The organism is Streptomyces pristinaespiralis (genome assembly GCF_001278075.1).
GTDB classification, from domain to species: Bacteria; Actinomycetota; Actinomycetes; order Streptomycetales; family Streptomycetaceae; genus Streptomyces; species Streptomyces pristinaespiralis.
Genome location: NZ_CP011340.1, coordinates 1,365,874 through 1,389,497, shown reverse-complemented (window position 1 = coordinate 1,389,497; position 23,624 = coordinate 1,365,874). Strand labels below are relative to the sequence as shown.

22 protein-coding genes are annotated in these 23,624 nt (G+C 71.2%); 16 read left to right on the top strand and 6 right to left on the bottom strand.

Features of this window, described 5'->3' with window-relative positions:
- Positions 1-130: 130 nt before the first annotated feature.
- Together SPRI_RS05735 and SPRI_RS05730 are read left to right on the top strand one after the other, a co-directional pair.
- The gene (locus tag SPRI_RS05735) at positions 131-718 is read left to right on the top strand and encodes a hypothetical protein (RefSeq protein ID WP_005309252.1); all 588 of its coding nucleotides are present in this window, start codon (positions 131-133) and stop codon (positions 716-718) included.
- Between the two features lie 56 nt (positions 719-774).
- Positions 775-1,410 carry an RNase H family protein gene (locus tag SPRI_RS05730; RefSeq protein WP_037773245.1) on the top strand — a complete coding sequence of 212 codons (636 nt, stop codon included), beginning with the start codon at positions 775-777 and terminating at the stop codon, positions 1,408-1,410.
- A gap of 42 nt (positions 1,411-1,452) precedes the next feature.
- Here SPRI_RS05730 and SPRI_RS05725 read toward each other — a convergent pair whose 3' ends face one another.
- The 4 genes from SPRI_RS05725 to SPRI_RS05710 form a co-directional block, all read right to left on the bottom strand.
- A complete protein-coding gene (locus SPRI_RS05725) occupies positions 1,453-2,727 on the bottom strand; it encodes a hypothetical protein (protein ID WP_182327872.1) in 1,275 nt (424 codons plus the stop codon).
- Positions 2,728-2,985: 258 nt separating this feature from the next.
- Positions 2,986-4,212 (bottom strand): GDSL-type esterase/lipase family protein, encoded by a 1,227-nt coding sequence (locus SPRI_RS05720; protein ID WP_005309249.1) that lies wholly within the window; start codon positions 4,210-4,212, stop codon positions 2,986-2,988.
- A 458-nt stretch (positions 4,213-4,670) separates the two neighbouring features.
- On the bottom strand, positions 4,671-6,119 hold the full coding sequence (locus SPRI_RS05715) for a translation initiation factor 2 (RefSeq protein ID WP_005309247.1): 1,449 nt from the start codon (positions 6,117-6,119) through the stop codon (positions 4,671-4,673).
- Entirely contained in the window at positions 6,116-7,468 is a 1,353-nt protein-coding gene (locus SPRI_RS05710; RefSeq protein WP_005309246.1) for a serpin family protein, read from the bottom strand. The genes SPRI_RS05715 and SPRI_RS05710 overlap by 4 nt, the downstream gene beginning before the upstream one ends.
- Positions 7,469-7,910: 442 nt before the next feature.
- Between SPRI_RS05710 and SPRI_RS05705 the strand changes: the two genes are divergently transcribed.
- The 3 genes from SPRI_RS05705 (at position 7,911) to SPRI_RS05695 (ending at position 11,475) form a co-directional block, all read left to right on the top strand.
- Entirely contained in the window at positions 7,911-8,789 is an 879-nt protein-coding gene (locus SPRI_RS05705; RefSeq protein WP_037773242.1) for an alpha/beta fold hydrolase, read from the top strand.
- Between the two features lie 522 nt (positions 8,790-9,311).
- Complete coding sequence (locus tag SPRI_RS05700; protein WP_037775973.1) at positions 9,312-10,892, top strand: carbohydrate-binding protein; 1,581 nt, start codon at positions 9,312-9,314, stop codon at positions 10,890-10,892.
- A gap of 181 nt (positions 10,893-11,073) precedes the next feature.
- Entirely contained in the window at positions 11,074-11,475 is a 402-nt protein-coding gene (locus tag SPRI_RS05695) for a hypothetical protein (protein WP_005309243.1), read from the top strand.
- Positions 11,476-11,600: 125 nt separating this feature from the next.
- On the opposite strand, the gene SPRI_RS05690 is transcribed toward SPRI_RS05695, so the two are convergent.
- Both SPRI_RS05690 and SPRI_RS05685 read right to left on the bottom strand, forming a co-directional pair.
- Complete coding sequence (locus SPRI_RS05690) at positions 11,601-12,053, bottom strand: hypothetical protein (protein ID WP_005309242.1); 453 nt, start codon at positions 12,051-12,053, stop codon at positions 11,601-11,603.
- Between the two features lie 112 nt (positions 12,054-12,165).
- Positions 12,166-12,591 carry a hypothetical protein gene (locus tag SPRI_RS05685; protein ID WP_005309241.1) on the bottom strand — a complete coding sequence of 142 codons (426 nt, stop codon included), beginning with the start codon at positions 12,589-12,591 and terminating at the stop codon, positions 12,166-12,168.
- A gap of 553 nt (positions 12,592-13,144) precedes the next feature.
- Between SPRI_RS05685 and SPRI_RS37875 the strand changes: the two genes are divergently transcribed.
- From SPRI_RS37875 to SPRI_RS05635, 11 genes are all read left to right on the top strand, one after another.
- Positions 13,145-13,255, top strand: a complete 111-nt coding sequence (locus SPRI_RS37875) for a keywimysin-related RiPP (protein ID WP_106428396.1) — start codon at positions 13,145-13,147, stop codon at positions 13,253-13,255.
- Between the two features lie 27 nt (positions 13,256-13,282).
- Positions 13,283-15,145, top strand: coding sequence for a lasso peptide isopeptide bond-forming cyclase (locus SPRI_RS05680; RefSeq protein WP_037773240.1), 1,863 nt, complete (start codon positions 13,283-13,285; stop codon positions 15,143-15,145).
- A gap of 177 nt (positions 15,146-15,322) precedes the next feature.
- On the top strand, positions 15,323-15,577 hold the full coding sequence (locus tag SPRI_RS05675) for a lasso peptide biosynthesis PqqD family chaperone (protein ID WP_005309239.1): 255 nt from the start codon (positions 15,323-15,325) through the stop codon (positions 15,575-15,577).
- Positions 15,574-16,008, top strand: a complete 435-nt coding sequence (locus tag SPRI_RS05670; protein ID WP_005309238.1) for a lasso peptide biosynthesis B2 protein — start codon at positions 15,574-15,576, stop codon at positions 16,006-16,008. Before SPRI_RS05675 ends, SPRI_RS05670 begins: the two co-directional genes overlap by 4 nt.
- Positions 16,005-17,960, top strand: a complete 1,956-nt coding sequence (locus SPRI_RS05665) for an ABC transporter ATP-binding protein (protein WP_005309237.1) — start codon at positions 16,005-16,007, stop codon at positions 17,958-17,960. Before SPRI_RS05670 ends, SPRI_RS05665 begins: the two co-directional genes overlap by 4 nt.
- Positions 17,961-18,101: 141 nt before the next feature.
- Positions 18,102-18,776 (top strand): DUF4352 domain-containing protein, encoded by a 675-nt coding sequence (locus SPRI_RS05660; protein WP_063805325.1) that lies wholly within the window; start codon positions 18,102-18,104, stop codon positions 18,774-18,776.
- A 227-nt stretch (positions 18,777-19,003) separates the two neighbouring features.
- Complete coding sequence (locus SPRI_RS05655; protein ID WP_234020330.1) at positions 19,004-19,450, top strand: hypothetical protein; 447 nt, start codon at positions 19,004-19,006, stop codon at positions 19,448-19,450.
- 5 nt (positions 19,451-19,455) lie between these two features.
- Positions 19,456-20,838 (top strand): hypothetical protein, encoded by a 1,383-nt coding sequence (locus SPRI_RS05650; RefSeq protein ID WP_037773238.1) that lies wholly within the window; start codon positions 19,456-19,458, stop codon positions 20,836-20,838.
- Positions 20,838-21,158: a hypothetical protein gene (locus SPRI_RS05645; protein WP_050791422.1), complete on the top strand. Its 321-nt coding sequence runs from the start codon at positions 20,838-20,840 to the stop codon at positions 21,156-21,158. Before SPRI_RS05650 ends, SPRI_RS05645 begins: the two co-directional genes overlap by 1 nt.
- Before the next feature lies 1 nt (position 21,159).
- On the top strand, positions 21,160-21,501 hold the full coding sequence (locus SPRI_RS05640; RefSeq protein ID WP_005309232.1) for a GIY-YIG nuclease family protein: 342 nt from the start codon (positions 21,160-21,162) through the stop codon (positions 21,499-21,501).
- A 189-nt stretch (positions 21,502-21,690) separates the two neighbouring features.
- Positions 21,691-23,577, top strand: a complete 1,887-nt coding sequence (locus SPRI_RS05635) for a DUF2075 domain-containing protein (protein ID WP_037773237.1) — start codon at positions 21,691-21,693, stop codon at positions 23,575-23,577.
- The last annotated feature ends 47 nt before the right edge of the window (positions 23,578-23,624 follow it).

Genomic DNA, 23,624 nt, shown 5'->3' with positions numbered 1-23,624 from the left:
ATGCTTATCTGAGAGCGTCGCCACGCCCGGGGATCGCGGTTCGGAGCCGCACCCCGCCACGCGAACCCGTCACCTGCCCCGCGCATCCCTTCTTCTTCGCCGTCCCCCTCCTCTGCCTCAGGAGCAGCCCATGAGCATCCCGCCGCGCCCTCACCAGCAGCCCTCCGGATCGCCGTGGCCGTACGGCCCGCCCCCTCAGCCGCCGGCTCACCTGCGCAGACAGTCGAAGCCGCCCCGCGTCCTGCCCTGGTTCACGCACGGCGGCGCGGCGCTGGCAGCCCTCGTCGTCGGGATCGCGATCGGCGGCAGCGGAGAGCCCCGGACCCCTACCGAGGCAGTGGCCGCCGCCCAGAGTCCCGCGGCCCCGAGCCCCGCCGCGACGGTCACCCGGACGGCGGAGGCCGCCCCGGCGCCCACGGTGACCAGGACGGTCACGGCCAAGCCCGTGCCGCCGAAGAAGACCGAGGAGCCCGGCCCCGCCACCTCCTTCGCCGGGGACGGCGAGTACCTGGTGGGCACGGACATCGCAGCCGGCACGTACAAGACGGCCGGCGCCGACGGCTCCTTCGGCTGCTACTGGGCACGGCTGAAGGACGCGAGCGGCGAGTTCGACGCGATCATCGCCAACAACAACCTCGAGGGCCCGGGGCGGGTGACGCTCAACAAGGGCGAGTACTTCCAGACCCAACGCTGCGCGCAGTGGAAGAAGACCGGCTGAGACGACCTGAACGGTCGTCACCGGGTCACGGCCCGTCAAGAACATGGAGGTTGTCCATGGGGCGTCGTTCGCCGCTGGCCCACGCGCCGCGCTTCACAGCCCGCGCCGTGCGGCAGGTCGTCATCAACACCGAGGTGAAGGCCGTGAGCGGCCCCATCGTCCTCGCCACCGACGCGTCGGTCGCGGCCGACCGCGTCGGCTCCGGCTACGTGGCCACGAGCGGGCAGACAGGTCTTCGCGCCCACGAGTACCCCGGACACCTCGTCCGCTCCCGATCACGGGTCGTCGTCACCGAACTCCGCGCGGTCCACCAGGGACTTCGGGCCGTACTGCATGCGCACCCCGGTCGCGCCGTCGAGGTACGCGTGGACAACACGCAGGCTCTCTCGTACCTGGCCCGATGGCGACGGGGCTCGACGGACATGCCCGAGGGGTACGGCACCCGTCTGCGTTCCCAGGGCCGCAGGCCGAGCCTGTTGCAACTCCAGATGCTCGTCGAGTACACGCCTTCACTGACGTTCGTGCACGAGAAGGCCCACGCAGGTCATCCGCTGAACGAAGCAGCGGACTCCCTGGCGAAGCTCGGCCTGCGGTGCGTCAGAGGCACGGTGCCGAAGGAGGAGCTGCCGCGCCTGGTGCCCGTGTGGGCCGCGGGCGCGCTCGCCGAGTACCGCCGCGGCCGCGCCGCCTGACCGGCGCCCGCGCGGTCGTCCCCGGCCCTCTCGGCCCCGCCGTCAGCGGTCGCCGCGCGTGCTCCGCCCCCGCAGCGAGGACAGCACCAGCCGCCCGTACCGGGTGGTGAGGACCAGGGCCGTCGCGGCCAGGGCGCCGACCAGCGCGACGGCGAGTGCGGTGACACCTTTCGCGTCCAGCACCTGGAGGATGCTCAGGGCCGTGCCGAGAGGCAGGCCCAGGATGGTCAGGACACCGAGCGCGCCGGCGATCTGCTGGCTCTCCTGGGTCTGCACCAGCCGGGCGTAGTCGGCCGCCTCCGCGAGGATCTCGTCGAACCTGACGGACAGCCGGTGCTGGGCCTGGAACGTCAGCAGCAGTTCGTTGGCGGGGCCGTGGGCGGTGAGGTGCTGGCGCCAGTACGTACTGCGGAACGTGGCGATGTGCCGTTCCAGCGCGGACACCCGGCGGGCGAGCTTGGGTCCCTCGAAGACGCCGGACAGGCCGTCCGTGAGCTCGTCGATGTGGTCCCGCTGGATGGTGCCGAGCAGCAGGGCGTCGAGATAGACCGTGCGGGAGTGGAGCTCGGCGAAGGCGTAGAAGTCGCCGCCGCCCGGGTCCGCCCGGTGGCCGAGGAACGCGGCGCCGTGACGCAGCACCAGGGCGCTCCAGTCGGCGGATATCCGCAGTGCGTGCTCGGTCCGCCGGGGCCACTCCTCGAGCGGCGTGGGGAAGTCGGTGTCCGTGGACCGCGAGGCCAGGGACCACAGCCACCGGTCGGCGCTCTCCGGCAGCCGGCCGTCGCCGTCCCGCAGCGTGGGCGTGTGGTGAACGTCGGGGGTTAGGAAGGCGACCGTGTACGGGCGGGCGATCGCGAACGGCGCGGAAGCTCCGCGCGGCGTCGCGATGCCGCCGAGCAGGACGGCGGGGGAGAGAGGTCCTTCCAGCGGATCGGGTACGGCGGTGTCACGACGCCCGATCGCGCGCAGCGTCTCCAGCAGGGCGGGGCCCTCGACGTCGAAGTGGAGGACGGCGAGCGCATGGTCCGGATTCCGGGCGGTGGCGGTGCGCAGCAGCTCGACGCCCTTCAGGTGCAGCGCGTCGTGCCGCACGTCCATGAACCGGTGCCAGCGGGAGGGCCGTTCCGGGGTCCCGTACAGGGCCCGCGCGGCGGCCGGCGTGAAGTACGTCGCCCGGGTGGCGGCATCAGTACGGCGGCTGCCCAGGTCGAAGGGTATGGGCCCGGCCTGCCACAGGGGACGGGCGGTGAGCCGTACCAGCACGATGACCACGAGGGTCTGGCGGACGCCGATGACGGAACTGAGATCCGTGGTCAACGCGGGGACGCCTCCGATACGGGAACCGGTGATCATTCGCGGGCGGGGCTCAGGATACGGGTCGCGCGGGGTGGGCGGGGCCTGGCCGGGTGAGCACGCTCATAGGTGAACTCCGTCGGCCCGGCAGAGCAGTTGACCGATCCGACGGTCAACTGCCTGCCATCGGACCGGCGACGAGGACATGGAGGTCCGTCGCCACTCCCGGCCGCCGCCGGCCCTTCCCCACCCGCGTCGTTCAGCGGCGTTCGGCGGCTGCGTTCAGGAACTGACGGTGGCGGCGAACGGTCCGCCGGCGCCGAAGGCCAGCTCGGCGAAGCGTTCGCCCATGCGGCGGTGCGTCGCGGCGTCAGGATGGAGCTGGTCCGGCAGCGGCAGGTCGGCGAAGTCCGCCTCGCCGTAGAGCTCCCTGCCGTCGAGGTGGTGCAGGTGCGGATCGTCGGCGGCCCGCTGCTCCACGATGCGGGCCAGTTCCGCGCGGATGACGTTGAGCGTCAGCTTCCCCGCGGCGCGCTCCGCCGGGTCGCCCGCCGCCAGGAACCGCAGCTTCCCGGCGCCGAGGTCGCTGAAATCCGGGAGGCTGGGGCCGGGGGTGTCCTCGTGGATGGCGCAGTAGACGGGCGAGACGACCAGCAGCGGGACCGTGGGATGCCCCTCGCGGATCGTGTCGAGGAAGCCGTGCACCGCGGGGACGAAGGCGCGCAGACGCATCAGGTCGGTGTTGACCAGGTTGATGCCGATCTTGACGCTGATCAGGTCCGCGGGGGTGTCCCGCATGGCGCGGGCGGTGAACGGGTCGAGCAGGGCGCTGCCGGCCAGGCCCAGGTTGGTCAGCTCCACACCGCCGCGCAGGGCGGCCAGCGCCGGCCAGGTCGTGGTCGGACTCTCGGCGTCGGAGCCGTGGCTGATCGAACTGCCGTGGTGCAGCCACACCCTGCGGCCCCTGTCAGGAAGGGCCTCGACGGGGGCGTCGGTGCGCAGGGCCACCAGCTTGGTGATCTCGTTGTACGGAAGCCAGATCTCGACGTCCTTCATCCGGTCCGGCAGCCCGGTGAAGCGGACGGTACCGACCGGACCGGGCCGGCTCTCCACCGACCCGGTGGCCATGTCCATCAGCAGCACGTCGCCGCCGGGGACACTGGCGCGCCCGGCCGGCCGGCCGTCGACGAGCAGGTCGTACACACCGTCGGGGCGGGGCGGAGCGCCCTCGTAAACCATCTTTGTGCGGAGCGTGTCCAGTTCGACGGCGGTGGCCCCGGTACGGAACACCACCCGCACTCCGGAGGGCTGGGACTCCGCCATGGCCACCTGCCCGTCGGGGAACTGCGCACGGGCCCGGGCAGGCAGCCGGTGCGGCAGCAGCCCCTGCTCGGTGCGCTCCAGATCGAGCGCGCCGCGCAGGAGGTCCGGGGTGACGGGTGTGGTGATCCACTCCGTCGGACGGGGCGTGGTGGGGGCGGCGGGGCGGGGGTCGGGCTGGTGGTTCATGACCTCAGCGTGTCAACCGGAATCCGGATCCGCACATCCTTTTGCCGTGTCGCCGCGCCCGGGCCGCGCCGCGCCCCCCACTGTTGCCCGCGACGGGCGGGTTGTGGCATGACGGGCGGGCCCGAACCAGGGTCCGGGCCCAAGGGCGTCACCGCGGGCGGATCCCGAGGAAGCGCTGCCACCAGTGGGCACGCGCCGGCGCGACAGCGGCCGCCGCCGGGACCGGCGGCCGGTCGGGCGTCACGGCCGTCGGAAGCGGCTGCGCCTTGGCCGGCGCGCTCGGTTCCGGCGCCTCGACGGCACCCCGGCGACGCGGGGTGAAGCGCGCGGGCAGACTGTTCAGCCGGGTGGAGACGAGCGACGTCCATACTGCCGCGCATCGGCGCAAGTGCCTCGACGAGCAGGCACGTTCGTCGTCGCGGGACCGGGAGTCCTGCCGTGGGCCTTCCCCGTACGGGTCACCCCAGCAGCCCCTGCATCACCGCCACGGGCAGCGTCGGATTGGCGGCGGCGGGCCCGCCCAGTTCCCCGTCTGCGAGGAGGGCGAGCAACCGCCCGCCCGGCAGGCGGGGATGGCGGGCCGCTCCCGCGCGGATCGCCGGGTCCAGGTCGCGGGTGAGGCGGTCGGCGACGGTCGGCGCGAGCTCGGGGTCGAGCACGGCCAGCCGTCGCTCGTCGGGCACGGCCGCGTCCGCGAAACGCGCGCCCAGCCCGGCGACAGGGAAGCGCGGGTGCTCGGTGAGCAGGTCGCGGGCCGGACCGCGGTGCTCCAGGTAGCTGCGCAGCAGCAGTTCCGGCGGCGGCGCCGGATGGTTGTGGGCGAGCAGCACCCGTACACCCAGGTCCTCGTCCCGGGCGAGAAGCGCCACGAGTGCGGCGGGCAGGGCCGGGTCCTCTGCCGCCCGGCGGCGCAGCAGCGGGTGCCGGGAGCGGGCGTACGAGGCCGATGCGGCCGGGTCGGGAGCCGGACGGGTGTGGTGCTCGAGCGGGCCGAAGTCCTCCTCGGTGTCCACCGTGCAGTCGATCGCCGCCCGCTCGTCCTCGGTCAGTTCAGGGCGCACGGAGACCGCGGTGCGCACCCGCGGGTCGGGGTCGCGCGCCAGGACGTCCACGAGCGCACGGGCGAGGTCGTCGCGGCGGGCCAGCTCCAGACGGACCGCCGGATCGGGGTGGCCGACGAGCCCGGCGACGACGTCCGGCGGAGTGCTGTGGTTGTGGGCGAGTATCCAGGAGTTGTCGCGATCGGAGTCGTGCAGCAGCCAGTCGACGACGGTTCGGGACAGCCGATGATTCACCAGGATTCCCGTCGTCCCATGGTTGCGCGGCGCCGGCAGCGGTCCCAGCCGGCGCTCCATCGCCTCGGCGTCATCGGTCTCGAGGACGCGGCGCGCGCTGTCCCGTACCCGCGGATGGGGGTCCCGCAGCAGCGCCGCCCGTTCACCGTCGGACAGGTGCGTCCACACGTTGACGGCCAGTTGGCGGACGGAGGCCACGGGGTGGCGGACGCAGGACAGCAGGAAGCGGAAGGGGATCTGTCGGGAGAAGAACAACTCCTGGAGGCAGTCGTCGTCGTACGTGGTGAGCATCCGGTCGATGACCGGGTCGGGCAGCGGGCGGACCGGCCGGGTCCGGTCGGGCGAGTGGGCGAGGCGGACCCGGACGATCCACTCGGGATCGTCCACGACCAGCCCGCGGACCTCGGGGTCCACGAACGGGTTGCGGGCCAGGGCCCCGCGGACCCGGGGGTGAGGGTGATGGACGATCGCGGCGGTCACTTCGTCGGGGAACGAGGCGCGCCGGGACGCAAGGGTCGTCCAGACACCCTCGTACTCCGGTTCCAGCAGCCGCAGCAACACGTCCGTCGGAGCTGCCGGGTTGACGGCCAGACCCTCGAGCAGCGCGGTCATGGTGAGACCGCCTGTCGGCCTGTGCCCTGCCCGGCTGCGCCCTGCACGGGAGCGCCGGGCGCGCCGCCGTGGCCGGGATGCGTGTCCGGGAAGGGCTGCACCCGGACAACGGGCTCGTCGTCGTGCCTGTGGTTGCCGTGAACGTCCCGCTCGTCCTGCGCGTCGTACTCAGGGTCCTCGGGGAACGGCGCGGGCTCGGTCACCCAGCCCGCCGTCAGGACCAGACGGGACGTGCGGTGCACGGCCAGGAAGCCGAACGGGCGGTCGAAAGCAACCTCGATGTGGCGGACCGTGTATCGCGGTGGGGGTGGCATACCACCGGCCGCGACACTGATCGCGGTCACCGTCGCGGACTCGAAGCCCGCGGCGTCGAACACGGCGACGGCACCCTGCCCGGCCGAACCGACCGCCAGCGGCTCAGGGCTGACGGCCGGGAAGTGGCCGCGGCTCGCGTCCGAGGCCGTCGACAGACCGAACAGCGTGGGCTCCGCCAGCAGATCGTGGTTCGCTGCGGCACGGAACGCGACCGTGAGGACATCGAGAACGGGCTGCGGGGTGCGGCTGCGCACGTTCGCCACCCGAAGACCCGGGCCCGGCTCCCCGTAGGGAAGACGGTCGCCGGTGACGAGGGGGAGGGGGACGGGGGAACCGCCGGCGCCGGCAAGGGTGCCGATGCCGTGGCCCAGCACCTGAGCAGGCGTCATGTCCGGTGCACCGAGCAGCAGATGCACGTCGACCCCGGTGCTGCCGAGGACCTTGAGCACCGTCACAGGGCCGTCCGGAGTCTCCGCGACAGCCACCCGGTCCAACAGCGAGGTGGTGCGGTGCAGCCCGAGCAGGTACCGCCCCTGCCACGGGCCGTCTTTGGGAACCACATCCGTCTCGAGGAAGGGCCGCAGCCATCGTGTCCGCACCGACTGCGCTGCGGCCAGAACGAGTCGTGTGTCCTTTTTGATCTGGACCGGCATGCTGCGGATCAGGCCGCCGGTACGTTCCTCGGTCCATCCGTCCAGGACTCCGCGGTCGATTGCCGGGCTCCCGGTGAGGCTGCCGGTCGTTCCGGCGGGCAGCCGTGCCTTCCAGCCGGCGTGCAGCGGCAGAGCGGCCCGGGTCCAGAGCCCGAGTGCGGACCGCGTGCCGCGGATCGCCCCCAGCGCTTCGAGAAATATTCGGGCGGCTCCGGCCGCCTCGGCCGCCGGCAGGCCGGTCGCGTCCTCGAGTTCGTCCCGCGCCGGTCCGCCGGCGGCGTCCTGGAGGAGGGCGAGCAGCGGCCACAGGCTCGTGGCGGAGACGACGCTCCCGCACGGCCCCGGCAGACTGCCGGCCCATCGCCGGGTGAGCCGGTTCACGGCACGTACGGACGTCGCTGTCGGCTGCACAAAATCCCCCGGGTCCCACAAGGCGCCGTGACCGTCGGTCCTGGGAATGCAGGTGCTGAGCTCACGGCAGTCGCCGCCCTCGCGCCGCGCGTGCGGTATCCGCCACCGGCGCGGTCATCGCCGGGGGCCGATCGTCCCCGCACGCCGGAAGAGGCGGCACCGCCGGAACAGGCGGGACAGCCGGAACAGGCCGCACGGGGTGATCACGGGGCATCATCGTCGGTGGGGAAGCCGGCGTCCAGGGGTTATCGCCCGGACCCCGGCCGGCGACCGGGATCGGGATCAGGGGCCCGCGCATGCGACCGGCAGAAGCGCACCGGAGCGATGAGTTCTTCGCGGCCCGTCGGTCTCTCTTGTGACGGCACCACATCTTGTGACGGCACCAAGACGGCACCAAAACGAGGAGACGACGATGGTCGAGATCGAGACCCGCACGCTGGAGACCGCCGGCGCGAAGATCTGGTACGACGTGCGGGGAGACCTGGCCGGAGCCAGGGCAGGCGATCCTGCCCTGTTCCTGGTCGGTTCACCGATGGACGCGAGCGGCTTCGCCACTCTGGCGTCGCACTTCACCGACCGGACGGTCGTCACCTACGACCCGCGCGGGGCAGGCCGCAGCGCCCGTACGGACGGGGCGGCGGAGACCGTGCCCGAGGAGCACGCCGACGATCTGCGCCGGGTGATCGAGGCGCTCGGGGTCGGGGCGGTGGACATGTTCGCGAGCAGCGGTGGTGCCGTCAACGCGCTCGCCCTCGTGTCGCGCCACCCGGACCTGGTGCGGACGCTCGTCGCGCACGAACCGCCGGCGGTGCCGGTCCTGCCGGACAGCGAGGCGGTGCTGGCGGTCTGCGCGGACATCCATGCGACGTATCTGCGTGACGGTATGGGGCCCGCGATGGCGAAGTTCATCGCGATGGCCGGTCGCAAGGGGCCCTTCCCGGACGACTGGGCGGACGAGCCGGCCCCCGACCCGGCCGCCTTCGGACTGCCCACCGAGGACGACGGCTCGCGCGACGACCCGCTGCTGGGCCAGAACATGCGTGGCTGCACCGGCTACCGGCCCGACTTCGAGGCGCTGCGCGCCGCTTCCACGCGCATCGTCGTGGCGGCGGGCAAGGAGTCCGAGGGCGAGCTCTGTGCCCGCGCCGCAGCGGAGGTCGCCGCCGGGCTCGGCAGCGAGCCGGCCATCTTCCCCAGCGACCACGGCGGTTTCATGGGCGGCGAGTACGGCCAGCACGGGGCACCGGCCGAGTTCGCGCAGACCCTCCGCACGGTGCTGCACGAGGGCTGACGGGCGGGGGGGACCGGCGGCTGACGCCGCAGGCCGGGCGGTGCGGGATCGCACCGGCAGCGGGATCGCACAGTGGCTCCCCGACCGCGCCCAGGGCGGGCCACATGCGTGCGTGGGCCGTGGGGAGTTGAAGGGCTCGGCGAGGACGACACCGCCGAGCCCTTCCTGCTGCCGGCTCGGAGGCGGCGCCCGCGACGAACGCATCACCCCGGACGAGCACTTGAAGCTCCCGATCGCGGCGCCGTGCCGCCTCCGCCTCGGCCCTGACGCGTCAACAGCGTGTTCATGTCCATGAAAAACAATCATGCACATGACCCTTGACCCGGGAGTACCGGCGACCTAAGTTCCGTGGAAAGCGCTTACCCCCGCGTGTTGCGGCCCCCGACCCGCCGGGCCGTTCATGGAGTTGAACCACTCCATTATTGCGCCCGGACCGATCGAACGTCAGCCCCGCGCAGTTGCTCGACCCCCCTTTTCACCGACCCCCGTGGTCGCACGAGCCACCCCACCTGGAGACGAACGATGCAATTACGACCCGCCGTCGCGTGCGCCGGCCTGCTCGCCGGCGCACTCGTCGCGCTGTCCGGCAACCCGGCACAGGCCGCCTCGATCCGCTACGAGGCCGAGGACTCCTCCGCCGTCTGTACCGGCACCATCGACTCGGACTGGTCCGGTTACTCCGGCAGCGGCTTCTGCAACGGCACCAACCAGACCGGGGCCTACGCCCAGTTCACCGTGAACGCCCCTTCCGCCGGCACGGCGACTGTTGAGGTGCGCTTCGCCAACGGAAGCGGTACCGCGAGGCCCGCCGACGTCACGGTGAACGGCTCGACAGCGACGTCGGCGTCGTTCGAGGCCACCGGCGCGTGGGGCACGTGGGCGACGAAGACGCTCACGGTGCCGGTGCGGTCGGGCAGCAACACCATCCGGCTCAGCCCGACCACCTCCGCGGGCCTCCCCAACATCGACCACCTCGACGTCGGGACGAGCGGCGACACCACCACTCCGCCGCCGACGGGTTCAGCGCTGTACGTGGCGCCGAACGGCAGCGACAGCGCGTCCGGAACACAGTCCGACCCGACGACGCTCACCTCGGCGATCAGCCGCATCACCCCCGGCGGGACGATCTACCTGCGCGGCGGGACCTACCGCTACTCGCAGACGGTCACCGTCCCCCAGGGCAACAACGGCACCTCGGGCGACCGCACGGAACTGACCGCCTACCCGGGCGAGACCCCCGTACTGAACTTCTCGGCCCAGAGCGAGGACCCGGCGAACCGCGGGCTCGCCGTGAACGGGTCGTACTGGCACGTCAAGGGCATCGTCGTCGAGCGCGCCGGTGACAACGGGATCTTCGTCGGCGGCAGCAACAACATTTTCGAGCGCACGGCGACCCGCTTCAACCGCGACACCGGACTGCAGCTCTCGCGCATGCTCTCCAGCACCCCGCGCGACCAGTGGCCGTCCAACAACCTGGTCCTGAGCGCGGAGTCGCACGACAACGCAGACTCGGACGGCGAGGACGCCGACGGCTTCGCCGCGAAGCTCACCTCCGGCCCCGGGAACGTCTTCCGCTACGCCGTCGCCCACAACAACATCGACGACGGCTGGGACCTCTACACCAAGTCGGACACCGGACCCATCGGCGCCGTGACCATCGAGGACTCCCTCGCCTACGAGAACGGCACCCTCTCCGACGGCACCCAGAACTCGAGCGGTGACCGAAACGGCTACAAGCTCGGCGGCGAGGACATCGAGGTCGACCACGTCATCCGGCGCAACATCGCCTACGACAACGGCAAGCACGGGTTCACCTACAACAGGAACCCGGGCACGATGACGGTCTCGGACAACATCAGCATCGACAACGCCCAGCGCAACTTCTCGTTCGACGCCGGGACTTCGGTGTTCCGGAACAACGTCTCCTGCCGCAGCGGCGACGGGTCGAACGACAAGACCGTGGGCAACGTCGACGGCTCGAACCAGTTCTGGTCCGGCTCGAACGGCTCCCGTTGCTCCTCCTACGCGGGCGCCCTGAGCTGGACCTTCGCGACGGACGGCCGCCTGAACGTCACCTTCGGCGGCCGGTCCGCCACGTCCTGACCGCCCCGTCACCCAGCGCGTCGACCCCGGTCGCGCCCGCGCACCGCCATCGCGGCCCGGCCCGTCCGGTTCCACCGGACGGGCCGTCGCGTCGAGCGAAGGCCGTCGTCGCGCAGTCCTTGCCACCGCCTCGTCCGGCCCCCGGACCGCCCGCCGCGGCGCGCTGATAGGTTCATCGGCCATGCGATCACGTGAATACGACCTCGACTTCCGCGACCGGGCCGGACGGATACGTGCCTGGGGCGTCGGCCTGCTGTCCCTGGCGGCCGTGCTGTGGGCGTGGTGCGCCGTGTTGCTGCTCACGCCGTACACGGTCGACGAGGAGCCCGACGACCGCTACCCGCAGGAGTGCGAGTCACGGCTGTTCACGGAGCGCGGGACGGCCAATGAAGGTCTCTTCAAGAACGATCACTGCCAGAACGAACGCGACTGGCCCGAGGCCCTGGCCGTCCTCGGCCTGTCCGTACCGCTCTCCGCGGCCGGGACCACCCTGCTCACGATCGGCATCCTGAGCGCGCGGATGAGCGCCCACGCCGAGGCGATGCGCGAACTGGACCGGCTCGCCGACTCCCGGAATCCGTGACCCCTCCACGGCACACCGACGGTGCGGACCCGCCCGGTACCGCAGGACGAGCGAGTCCGGCACGGCCGGCGTCACGTCACGTACGAGAACGGTGGAGCACCCGGGCTGAAGGCCCCCCGGCCACTTCACCGGGCCAGAGCTTGGCGCATCGCGTCCATCAGCTGCTCCCGGCTCTGACGGAACGCGCGCCGTGCGGCGGTGCATTCGACGTCCGCCCGCCGCGAGCCGCTCACGACGACGTCCCGGTACTCCGCGAGCGCATGAGCGGCAGCCTTTGCCTTCCCCACCACCTGCTCCGGGGCGATGAGTTCGAGCTGGTACTGCCGTATGTAGACACCATGGTCGAGAAACGCGGTTCGAGCGACCTCCGGCTCATCGCCGGAGTCGATCAGGCTGGCCTGGCTGATGGCGTCCCGCGCGGCCGTCAAGGCCTCCAGGTATTGCGCGTACGCGGACCGCAGAGCCTCCCTGTCCCGGTCTTCCGTGTCTCTGCGCCACCGCACCCGGTCCGCCAGCAACGTGCTGCCGACACCGATGACCGCTCCGAATCCAGTTGTGAGCAACACCGTCCAGTCCATCGGATCACCATAAGGAAGTGGCCGCGACGGGCGGCGACTTCGGAGATTTCCTGTTGGCGAGCACCACGCACTGTGTGACGCGCGCAACGGGCCGCAGACACCGGCGAGTTCTTCACCGGCCCTCAGGAGGCCGCACCCAAGGGGCGTACCGCTGACCGGGCGGGGCGTCCTCGCGCCAGTACCTCAAGACCGGCTCGTGAACGACGTCGAGGCGCTCGGCGGCGACAAGGCACGAGACGGGCTCCGTACCGCCCGCGTCGGCTTCGAACGCGACGAGTACGGGCGGTTCCGCACCGAGCTGCCGTGCCATCGCTGCTGCCTGCTCGGGTGAGACAGCCCGGAAGACCGGGTCCAGGAAGGCGAACGGGCAGCTGACGTACAGCGGCTCACCGAAGACCAGTTCCAGACCGTGGTGGTAGGTGAGGTCATATCCGGCTGCCAAAGTGAAACGTCCTGCGTCCCAGGCGATGACGTCCCAGTCCCACCACGAACCCGTAGGGAGCTGGATCCCGGTGTGTGGTTGTTCGGCGTTCACCATCGGACGTCCCTGTGCTCGATCGGGGTGGCGAACGGCAGGCTACACAGGCCCGGGGCTCCGCGGCCGAAGGCGGGGAGCGCCCCGGCCGACCGTCGGCGGGCGGGAACGGACCACGCCCGTGCCGGGCCGCGCGGCCGGGCCGTCCACGCCCCGCGCCCACCCGACGAGCGGCGCGAGGTGCGCGCATGGCGAGAGGTGCGCCGGGGCGTGACTTCGTGGGCGAATGAGCGCCCCCCGGCCGGCTCGACGGCAGATGTGACGGTCAGTGCAGCTCGAAACGCTTTTTCGGCGACGGTGGCGAACGCTTCTCTTCGATCCTGATTCCGGGTTTAGCTCACAACTGGCGCAGCCTGATCCATCACTGCCGATGTTAGTCGGAAAATCAGTCTTTTCTTTATGGTCTTGTGGCACTCCAAGGGCTTCTGGTTAACGTCTTCATGTCGCTCAGCCCCCCGTTCCGGCTCCCGATGAGTCGGACGCGGTCGGCAGGCGGTCGGCATGCCGGCCGCCCGCCACCAGGGAGGACGAGCGGAAACCGCATCAAGGAGACGCTGTGAAGAAGGCTTACGAGGCGCCGACGCTGGTTCGGCTGGGATCGTTCCGAACGAAGACCGGGCTTCTTGGGAAGCACGGCAACGACCGTCTCATCCTGAGCAAGAACTGACGGCCGGCGGCTCGCTGAAACGAAGCCATGACTGAACTGCACGAAAGTGCGGGGCCGGGCCCCGGCGACGCGCATTTCGCGGTCTTTCCCGACCGTGAGGATGCCGCCGCCGTGGCCCGCTCCTTCCTGCGTCCGGGCAGCCGGACCCTGAGCCACCCGACGGGCCGCCCATGGCTCGTGGGGGACTGGCACGACTCCGAGATCGTCACCGCCACGGCGGGCCGGGCCGCCCTCGCGGTCGTCGGGTGCTGTCCCGTCGACTCGGCCGAACTGGAGCGCCGCGCCGGCCGGTTACGCGATCTCGCGGAGCTCGACGCACTGGCGCGCTCACTGCCCGGCAGCTTCCACCTGGTGGCCGCGCTCGACGGACGGCTCCGGGTCCAGGGCACGGCCTCCGGGCTCCGACTGGTCTTCCACACCGAGATCGACGGTGTGCGCGTGGCCGCCAGCAGCGCCGACACGCTCGCCGCCGTCATCGGAGCCGAACCGGACACCCAGCAGCTCGCCGTGCGGCTGCTCTGGCCGGTCCCGCATCCGCTCGCCGACACCTCGGTCTGGCGCGGCGTCACCGCTGTCGCCCCCGAGGACGCCCTGATGGTCGCTGCGGACGGACGGACCGCCCGCCCCTCACGCTGGTGGACGCCACCGGACCCCGTCCGACCGCTCCACGACTCGACCACCGACGTCAGGGACGCCCTCGTCGAGGCGGTCGGCGCCCGCACGGCGCAAGGCGGAGTCGTCAGCTGCGACCTGTCCGGAGGGCTCGACTCCACCTCCGTGCTCTTCCTGGCCGGGCAGTCGAAGGCCGAGCTCGTGGCCAGCACCTGGCCGGGCCGTGATCCCGCGGACACCGACCTCCACTGGGCCCGGAAGGCCGCCCGGTTCCTCCCGGGCGTCGACCACGTCGTGTGGGACGCCGACGCCTCGCCGCTCGTCTACGAGGACCTCCTCGGCATCGACGACCTGCTGGACGAACCGACCATCGGCGTCATGGACCGGTCGCGGGTCCTGCACCATCTGCCCGCGCTGGCGGCACGCGGCAGCCGGCTGCACATGACCGGCATCGGCGGCGACCACGTGGCCTGGTGCTCGGAGGCGTACTACCACCGCCTCGCCCGCACACGGCCGATGTTCGCCCTGCGACAGCTCCGCGGCTTCCGCGCCCTGTGGCAGTGGCCGCTCGGCGGCACCCTGCGCGCCCTGGCCGACAACCGGCCGTACGGGGTATGGCTCGCCGACGGCGCGCGACGGCTGCGTGAACCGTTGCCCGCTACGGTGAGCACCAGCCTCGGTTGGGGGATGCCGCCGCGCCTGTTCGACTGGGTGACGCCGGACGCCGAGCGGCTGGCCCGGCACGCGCTCGAAGAGGCCGCGGCGACGGCGTCGCCGCTCCACCCGGACCGCGGACTGCACGCCGACCTGGAACAGATCCGCTCCTGCACACGCATCATCCGGCAATGGGACCGGATGGCCGCCCGCGCCGGAGTGCCGATGGCCTCGCCCTTCCTCGACGACCGGGTGATCGAGGCGTGCCTCGCGGTCCGGCCGAGCGACCGGGTGACGCCGTGGCACTACAAACCGCTGCTGACCGAGGCCATGCGCGGCATCGTGCCCGAAGAATGCCTGCGGCGCACGGACAAGGCCGCCGCCTCCATGGACGCCTCCAACGGACTGCGCGAACACCGCGGCGACCTGCTCGCCCTGTGGAAGGACTCACGGCTGGAGGATCTCGGCCTGGTGGACGGCGAAGCCTTGCGGAGGCTCGCCCGAAGGCCGTCGACCCCCGGACTGCGGGACGCGATCCTCTACTCGACGATCGCCTGCGAAGTCTGGCTGCGCGGGATCTCCCGCCCCGCCGGACAGGCGACGGCGATACGAACCGGACGGTGACGCGCCATGAACCGGACGGTGGGGCACGCGACGCCCCCAACAGCACGGCGGGTCACGTGCCGCGGACCGGTGACGCAGGATGCAGCCCGTCCCGCGGCACACTTCCACACCTGCCCCGACACCGTCCCATTCCGCTGTCCCCGATCCCTGCCCGCCTCGTAAAGAAAGGCACACCCCATGGCACTGCGGTTCGGTACCGACGTCTCCACGGCGGAGACCGACTACGGCACGGTACTTCTGGACGAACGCAGCGGTACGTACTGGGAGTTGAACCCCACCGGCACCGTGGTGATCAAGACGCTGCTCGAGGGCGGCGACGAAGCCGCCGCGGTCGCCGCTCTCCTCGACGAGTTCGACATCGACCGGGAACAGGCGGCTCAGGACGTAGCGACCCTGGTGAGCGACCTGCGGGCGAGCGGGCTGGCCGCATGACCACGCCGAGCGCACTGGTGCGGCCGGCCGGCGTCCCCTTCGCCCGCAGGGCCGCCGCCAGGGCCGTCCTCCTCCCTGCCGTCGTGCTGTCCCTGCTGCCACCGCGGCGGGTCCGCACCGTGCTCGGCCTCGTGTGCAGGGGAGCGCGGCCCGCCACCGCCGAACAGGCGAAGAACGCACGGGACGCCATGTGCGCCGTCAGCCTCCGCTGCGCCGGACCACGTGGCTGCCTGCCCCGGTCCCTCGGCGCCGCACTGCTGTGCCGGCTGGGCGGACACTGGCCGACCTGGTGCACGGGGGTGCGAGTCGTGCCCCCCTTCACCGCGCACGCCTGGATCGAGGCGGACGGCCGGCCGGTGGACGAAGGAGTGCCCGACGGCTACTTCACCCGCCTCATCGCCGTCGCCCCGGCGCGGAGCCGGAGCCGATGAAAGCGATCGTCACCGACACGAACTCCCCCTCCGACACCGATGCGGATACGAGTGGCGGACCGCACGCGCCCGGGGCGACCCCTGACGCGAACGGTGCGCCGCACACGGCGGACGGCGCGGCCGGGACGGCACCCCGTACCGGCCGCCACGCTCGGAGGGCGCACGGCCGTGACCGGTCCACCCGGGCCGCCGTCGCCACCATGTACCGGCTCACCGCCGCACACCGGGCGTCCATCGTCGTCGCCACCGTCCTCACCCTCGGCGGCTCCGCCCTCGGGCTGGCCCAGCCGCTCGTCGCCAAACAGGTCGTGGACGCCGGCGCGAACGGCCGGGCGATCTGGCCGCTGCTGATGCTGCTGGGCGGCCTGTTCGTCCTCGAGGCCGCCACCGGCGCGGTCGGGCGCTTCGTCCTGGAACGCATGGGGGAAGGCGTGGTGCGAGGACTTCGCCACAGCCTCGTCTCGCGGCTGCTCCGGCTGGAGATGAGGGAGTACCAGCGACACCGCAGCGGTGACCTCATCTCCCGTACGACGGCCGACACCACCCTCCTGCGGGAGGTGGTGGCCCAGGCACTGGTCGACCTCGTCACCGGCGCCCTCGTCGCGGCCGGCGCGATCTTCCTCATGCTGTGGATCGATCCGCTGCTGCTGATCCTGGTCGCCCTGACGGTGGCGACCGCCGCCGTCGTCGTCGCCTCGCTCCTGAGGGGCATCCGGGCCGCCTCCGAACACATGCAGAACTCCGTCGGCGCCATCGCGGCCGATCTGGAGCGCGCCATCGGCGCCCTGCCGATGGTTCGCGTGCACCGGGCGGAAGACCGGGAGGCGGCCCGTATCGGCGAACGGGTCGACGCGGCGTACGACGCGGGCGTACGGACCGCGAAACTCGCATCCGTCATGAGCCCCGCCGTCGAACTCGCCGTCCAGGGCTCGTTCCTGCTCGTCCTGGTCATCGGCGGCCTACGGGTCAACGGGAGCGCCAACTCCCTCGGAGACCTGGTCGCCTTCCTGCTGTACGCCTCGTACCTCGTGCTGCCGCTGTCCTCCGTCTTCCGCGCTGTCGGGCTGATCCAACGCGGCATGGGTGCCTACCAGCGCATCGAAGAAGTGCTGGAGATGCCCGCCGAGCCCCGCCCCGGGCCGGCGGAGGCCGCCGGGTCCACCACGACCGGCGTCACGGCTCGGCACCCGGTGAGCACCCCGGCTCCGGCTCTCGTCCTCCAGGACGTCCACTTCGCCTACGCCCCGGACCGACCGGTGCTGCGGGGCGTGTCCCTCACGGTTCCCCACCGGCAGCAGGTCGCCCTGGTCGGCAGGTCCGGCGCAGGCAAGAGCACCGTCTTCGCCCTGGCGGCCAGGTTCTACGAACCGGACTCCGGCCGCCTGCTCTTCGACGGCCGCCCGGCGGTGGAGCTGAGCCGCGAACAGTGCCGGGCGCGTATCGCCGTCGTCGACCAGAACACCCATGTCGTACAGGGCACGCTGTGGGACAACATCACGTACGCGGTGCCCGACGCCAAGGAGACGGACGTCCGGCGGGTCGTCGAGCTGGCCCAGCTCGAAGAGCTGGTCGCGCGACTTCCCGGAGGGCTGGCCTGCCCGCTCGGCGAACGCGGCGGGACACTGTCGGCGGGGGAGCGGCAGCGTGTGGCCCTGGCCCGCGCGCTGCTCGCCCGCCCGGCGCTGCTCCTGCTCGACGAACCGACCTCGCACCTGGACGCGGTCAACGAGAGGGCGCTCACCACGGTGATGAAAGGCGTCACCCAGGAGTGCTCCGTGCTGGTGATCGCCCACCGGCTCTCCACGGTGCAGCACGCCGACAAGATCGTCGTGATGGAGGACGGCCGGGCCGTTGCCTGCGGACATCACCAGGAACTCCTGTCGACGAGCCCGGCCTACCGGGAACTGGCGTCGGCGCAGATGATCCGGGGCTCCGGACCGGGCACGGGGTGATGCGGGCGGTGGTCTCCGCTGCTCGCCGCCGCCAGGGCGCCGGGTCGGCGCGCGGCCATGAGCGGAGCTGGACCGGCGTGCGGGCCGCGTTCGCCGGGCGGAAGCTGGTCCTGTGGGGATCGCTCGGAAGGAGCCGTCGTCATGGGAGGCAGTACGCAGCGCCCTCGAGGACGCACAGCTCATCTGGTGGCCGTCGCCGGAGCGACCGCAGCCGCCGGCCTCCTGGTCGGCTGCGCCGGTGCGCACGCCACGGCGGACCGGGGCGGGGCCGCCTCGGTCGACGGGATCACCGCGGACCGGGCCGCCGGCGTGGTGGCAGCGCCCACCCCGACGCAGGACGACGTACCCGTTCTCGAGGAGGACGAGAGCCTGACGGTGCACATTCCCGGCAACGACACGCTCGGCGAGCCGGCGACCGAGGCCAGGGTCACGCTCACCGGGCTGGCGCAGGCCGACCGGCTCCCGCAGGGCGAGTATCTCGATCCGCAGGTCGCTGACCCAGGCACGACATTCGTCTGTCTGGAGTTCAAGGTCGAGAACACGGGCACCGCCGAGTTCGACACGGCGCCGCTGACGCAGGCGCGCTGGACGGGCAAGGACGGTGAGACGAAGAAGGTCGACCAGGAAATCGGCGGGGACTGCGAGGGGCTCGGGCTGGTCAAGGAGAACCTGCTGAACGAGGCGGACCCACGGGCCGGGGAGTTCGTACGGGGCACGACTCTGCTGATGGTGCCCGACACACAACCAGGAGCGCTGGAGTTCGCCGACTCCCTGGAGCGTGCCCTGTTCAAGGTCGGGACCACCGCCAACCGCTGACGGCACAACTCACCGGCCCTGTCGCTGCGCACCCGCGGACGGGATGCAACGGCTGCTCCAGTACGGGCCGGCCGGTGCATGGGATGCCACACCGCGCGGAAAATAGAGCTGTGTTGAGTCCGGGGGGTGCCTGGTCCTCAGGACCGAGGCAGTGGTCGGCCAGGGCCGAATGTCGCCGGTGAAGATAAGATCATCTTCAGATCTGCGGCCGACGACGGGGGATACGTGTGGCGTTCGAGGAGGAGTGGGCAGGCCTGAAGGCCGATGCGCTGGCACGCCGGTCCACGACGATGAGGCTCAATCAGGTTGCCGACCCAGGTGGTGGTGGCGCGCAGTCCGCACCCGGTGGAGGACTCGACTACAACACGGCCTCCATCAACGGCAACGCGAATCTGCTGATCGAGATCGCGGGGTTCCTGCACGAAGGCAGGCCGGACGGTGACCTCTGCACCATGGCGAGGGAACCCAGGGCGCACAGCGATGTCGCCGCGCAGGTGAATCGCTTCAGCAGATTCGCCGATGACCAGTTCCTGGACGCCGTGGCGCTCTTCGCGGCACTGTCCACGAAGCTGAGGACCACCGGCGGCGACTTCGTGAAGGTGGACGACGACGAGGCAGCCAAGTTCCTCAAGTTGATGCTGGAAGGCGCCTACGTGGCACCGGAGGCACGGTGAGCGGGATGAGCCACCGCAAGGACGTCGAGTTCCTCGAGGAGTGCAACCCCGCCCTCGTCGAGCGCAACGCCGACGAGTTCAAGCGCATCCGCGACATGCTCACGGAGGTCGACGGCCCGGCCGAGCGGGCGGAGAAGAAGACGCACTGGCACAGCGACGGCAGCAAGCACTACGAAGCGCGTGTGGCGGAGGCGCGGAAGTTGCTGACCGGGCTCGCGGAAGGCTACGGCAAGGCCGCCGGTGCACTGCACGCGTACGCCGGAGCGCTGGAGACGGCCAAGAGCCACTACTCCAACGCCAGGGCGAACGAACGGGCCCTGGCGTCGCTCATCGGCACCAAGGGGACGGCCGTCACCCGGGAGGCGCAGGATGCGGAACCGATGCGTCAGTGGGAGGACATGAGGGCGACGACCGGCGTTCTCGACTTCTTCGCCGAGCTCACGATGGATGTCGACGACATCCGCGACGAGGCCGACCGTCTCCACGACGCGGCCGGGGGCAACTTCCACCTCGCCAAGGTCTGCGAGAAGGAAGCCCGCGACGTGTGCGTGCACGGACTCAAGCAGGCATACGACCTGCTGCCCGACTTCCGCGTCAGGATCGATGAGAGAGTGGACCTCCACGCGGCGATCCCGGCCATGCGCAATGAGGCGAGCGAGGCGAGGAGCAACCCGTTGACGCGGCTGCCCGGCAGCGGCCCGAAGCAGGACCTCGTCGCACCGGTCGGCGACGCTCTCGTCTCGCCGACGCTTCAGAACATCCGGACGCAGCTGTCCGGACTGCCCGGAGCGACGGACAGCTACTGGTCCCCGCCCTCGTCGGACCAGGAACGCAAGGAGTGGATCTCGGCGAACAAGGAGATCATCGAGGCGGCGGCGAAGAACGCGGGCCTGCCGGCGGACGTGGTGGCGGGCATTGCCTGGAACGAGATCGGCGGTCAGCCAGGAGTTCTGGACGACATCACCGACACGGTCCGCGAACAGGCCGACGCCCCGTGGGGACTCAGCCCCGTTTCGCCGGAGAACCTTCCGTGGCGGCTCGCAGGCAGCCCTGACGAGACCTCCTTCGGCCCCATCGCGATCCAGGTGCGCCGCGGTGCCGAGGTCCTGGGCTACGACCCGGCAAACCTCACGGAGCATCAGCGGGCGGTCGTGGAGGAGTCACTGCAGGATCCGGGTCAGAACATCTTCATCGCCGGCGAGTACCTTGCTCAGCTGAAGGCCGAGAGCGAGTTCGCCGACGTACCGCCGGAAGAGATGACCCCGGCCCACTACCAGGAACTCGCCGCCCGCTACAACGGCGGCCCGTACTGGGAAGAGAGCAAGGCCCAGGGCTACGGGAACCGGCTCGTCGACAACCTCGACAACGCAAGGGAAGCACTGCGCTGATGCACGACCGGACAGAGCAGTCGGCCAAGCCGGAGGAGCAAGGATGCCTCAGGTGGGTCCTCGGCGTGCCGCTGGCGATCCTGAACCTCATCGCGGCGTGGTTCTGCTGGACCGCCCTCACCATCAGACCCTCCGGACCGTGGGACGACGCCGCCCGTGCCGGCATCGTCCTGTCCTGTGTGCTGACGCTCGCCGCCGCGGTCGTCGCCCTGCTGATCACCCTCATCCCGTCGGCGCGGCGTGCGTTGAGCCGCTGGTGGCTCGCGCCGCCTCTGATCCTGGCGGTGGTGGCGGCGGTCCGATGGGCCACGACGAACTGATGTGGCGGACATCGGCGCCTTCGGCGAATCCGTGGTCCAGATCGGCCTCACCTGCCGCCTCGACCACATGGACCGCGTCAACGAACTCGACGACGCCTCCGTCCCGTTCCGCTTCGATGTGCACGCGCTGATCTACAGCGACGACGCGGTGAGCCTCGAGCGGGCCCTCCACCAGGACTTCGAGTCCCGCCGCGTCAACTGGGTCAACGCCCGCCGCGAGTTCTTCCACACCACCCCGGCCGAGGTGCACGACGCCCTCGCCCGTCACGCCGGCCAGCACCTCCTGGAGTTCCACGAGGAGCCGGACGCACCGGAGTGGCGCGCGAGTACCCGAGCTTCCTGACGCCTCACGGGGCCGCCTCCAGCCCAAGGCGAGAGGCGGCCCGGCGAAACCTCGGCTCATCACCTGTCGCACAGCTATTCTTGATCACATAGTCATCGCGGCCCGACGGGCTTCCGCTCCACCCCGGTGGAGTCACGAAGGACATGCCCCCACCCGCACGAGTCACTTCGTGCTGCCTGGGGGAAGTCCTTGTTGTTCCGTGCGTCTGCCACATCGGTCGCGGCCAGGGCACTGGACAGTTCGCTGTTCCTGCACCTGACCGAGCGGTTCGTCCACATGCACGGCTACCGACCCGGCGCCTCCGAAGTGCGCTCCTGGGAGCGCAGCATTCCCGTCCTGGCCGCCACGCTCAACGACGCCGGCCTGGGCGACGTGGAAATGATGCTGGAGTACGCACTCCCGCTGAACAGCAAGCGCGCCGACGTCGTGCTCGCCGGGGTGCATCCCGTCACGGGGGAACCGTCGTACGTGGTGGTGGAGCTGAAGCAGTGGAGCCAGGCCCTTCCGCACGAGGACGATCCGACCCTGTGCCATGTCGATGCCTACGCCCACCCTGTCCTCAACCCGATCGAACAGGTGCGCCGCTACAGCGAGTACCTGGTCAACTTCAACGGTGCGGTGGCCGACCACGGCCACCGAGTCAACGGGGTGGCCTTCCTGCACAACGCCACGGAGTTCGGGGTGAGCGGACTTCGCGAGATCGAGCGTGACGGCCGAGGACTGCTTTTCACCGGCGAGCGCCGCGGTGCCTTCATCGACCACCTACGTACGCTGCTGAGCGCCGAACACCCGGGGGCGCGGGCGGCGGACGAACTGTGCGACGGGGTGGCGGTGCCGTCGAAGCAGCTGATGTCCGTCGCCGCGGAAGAGGTGCGCGAGCGCACACAGTTCGTCCTCCTCGACGAGCAGCAGGTGGCGTACCGCATGGTGCTCAACGCCGTACAGAAGGCGAAGAACGCCGACCGCAAGGAAGTCGTCATCGTCACGGGCGGCCCCGGCACCGGCAAGAGCGTCATCGCCCTCCAACTGCTCGGCGAGCTCTACCGACGCGGTGTACCGGCGCTTCACGCCACCGGATCGCAGTCCTTCACGAAGACCATGCGGAAGATCGCCGGGGCCCGCAAACGCGAAGTGCAGGACCTCTTCAAGTACTTCAACAGCTTCATGACGGCCGAGAAGAACACCCTGGGTGCCCTGATCTGCGACGAGGCGCACCGCATCAGGGAGACCTCGGCCAACCGCTTCACCCGCGCCGGGCTGCGCACCGGCAGGGCGCAGATCGACGAACTCATCGACGTCGCCTACGTGCCCGTCTTCTTCCTCGACGAGCACCAGGTCGTGCGCCCCGGCGAGATGGGCACCGTGGCCGACATCAAGGAGGCGGCGACGAAGCGGGGCATCCCGTGCCACGTCGTACCGCTGGACAGCCAGTTCCGCTGCGGTGGCAGCGACGCCTATCTGCGCTGGGTCGTACGGCTCCTCGGCCTGGAATCCGGCGGGCCGGTCACCTGGGACCCCGACGGCCGTATGCAACTGCTGGTCGCCGACAGCCCGCAGGAGATGGAGGCGTTCCTCGAAGCCCGTCGCGCCCAGGGCTACGGAGCCCGTATGTCCGCCGGCTACTGCTGGCGCTGGTCCCCGGAGCCCAAGCCCGGAGAGCCCTTGCCGCCCGACGTCGTCATCGGTGACTGGGCCCGCCCCTGGAACCTGCGCGGCGACCGCGCCGTCTCGGGAGCCCCGCCGTCGGCCCTGTGGGCCACCGCCCCGGCCGGCTTCGGCCAGGTCGGCTGCGTCTACACGGCGCAGGGCTTCGAGTACGACTGGTCCGGTGTGATCCTCGGCCCGGACCTGGTGTGGCGCGGCGACAGGTGGGTCACCGACCGCGCGGAGTCCAAGGACCCGGTCTTCAAAAGGTCCACCTCGGACGGAGACGTCGACCGCCTGATCCGCAACACCTACAAGGTGCTGCTCACCCGCGGCATGGTCGGCACGGTCGTCTACTCGACTGATCCGGAGACGCGGGCGAAGCTACGCGAACTGGTGGGCGACCGGGAGCGGCAGCCGGCGGCGGTGTGACGGGCTGCGGGCACGGTCAGCGGCTGGGTGTGGAACCGGTGACTACA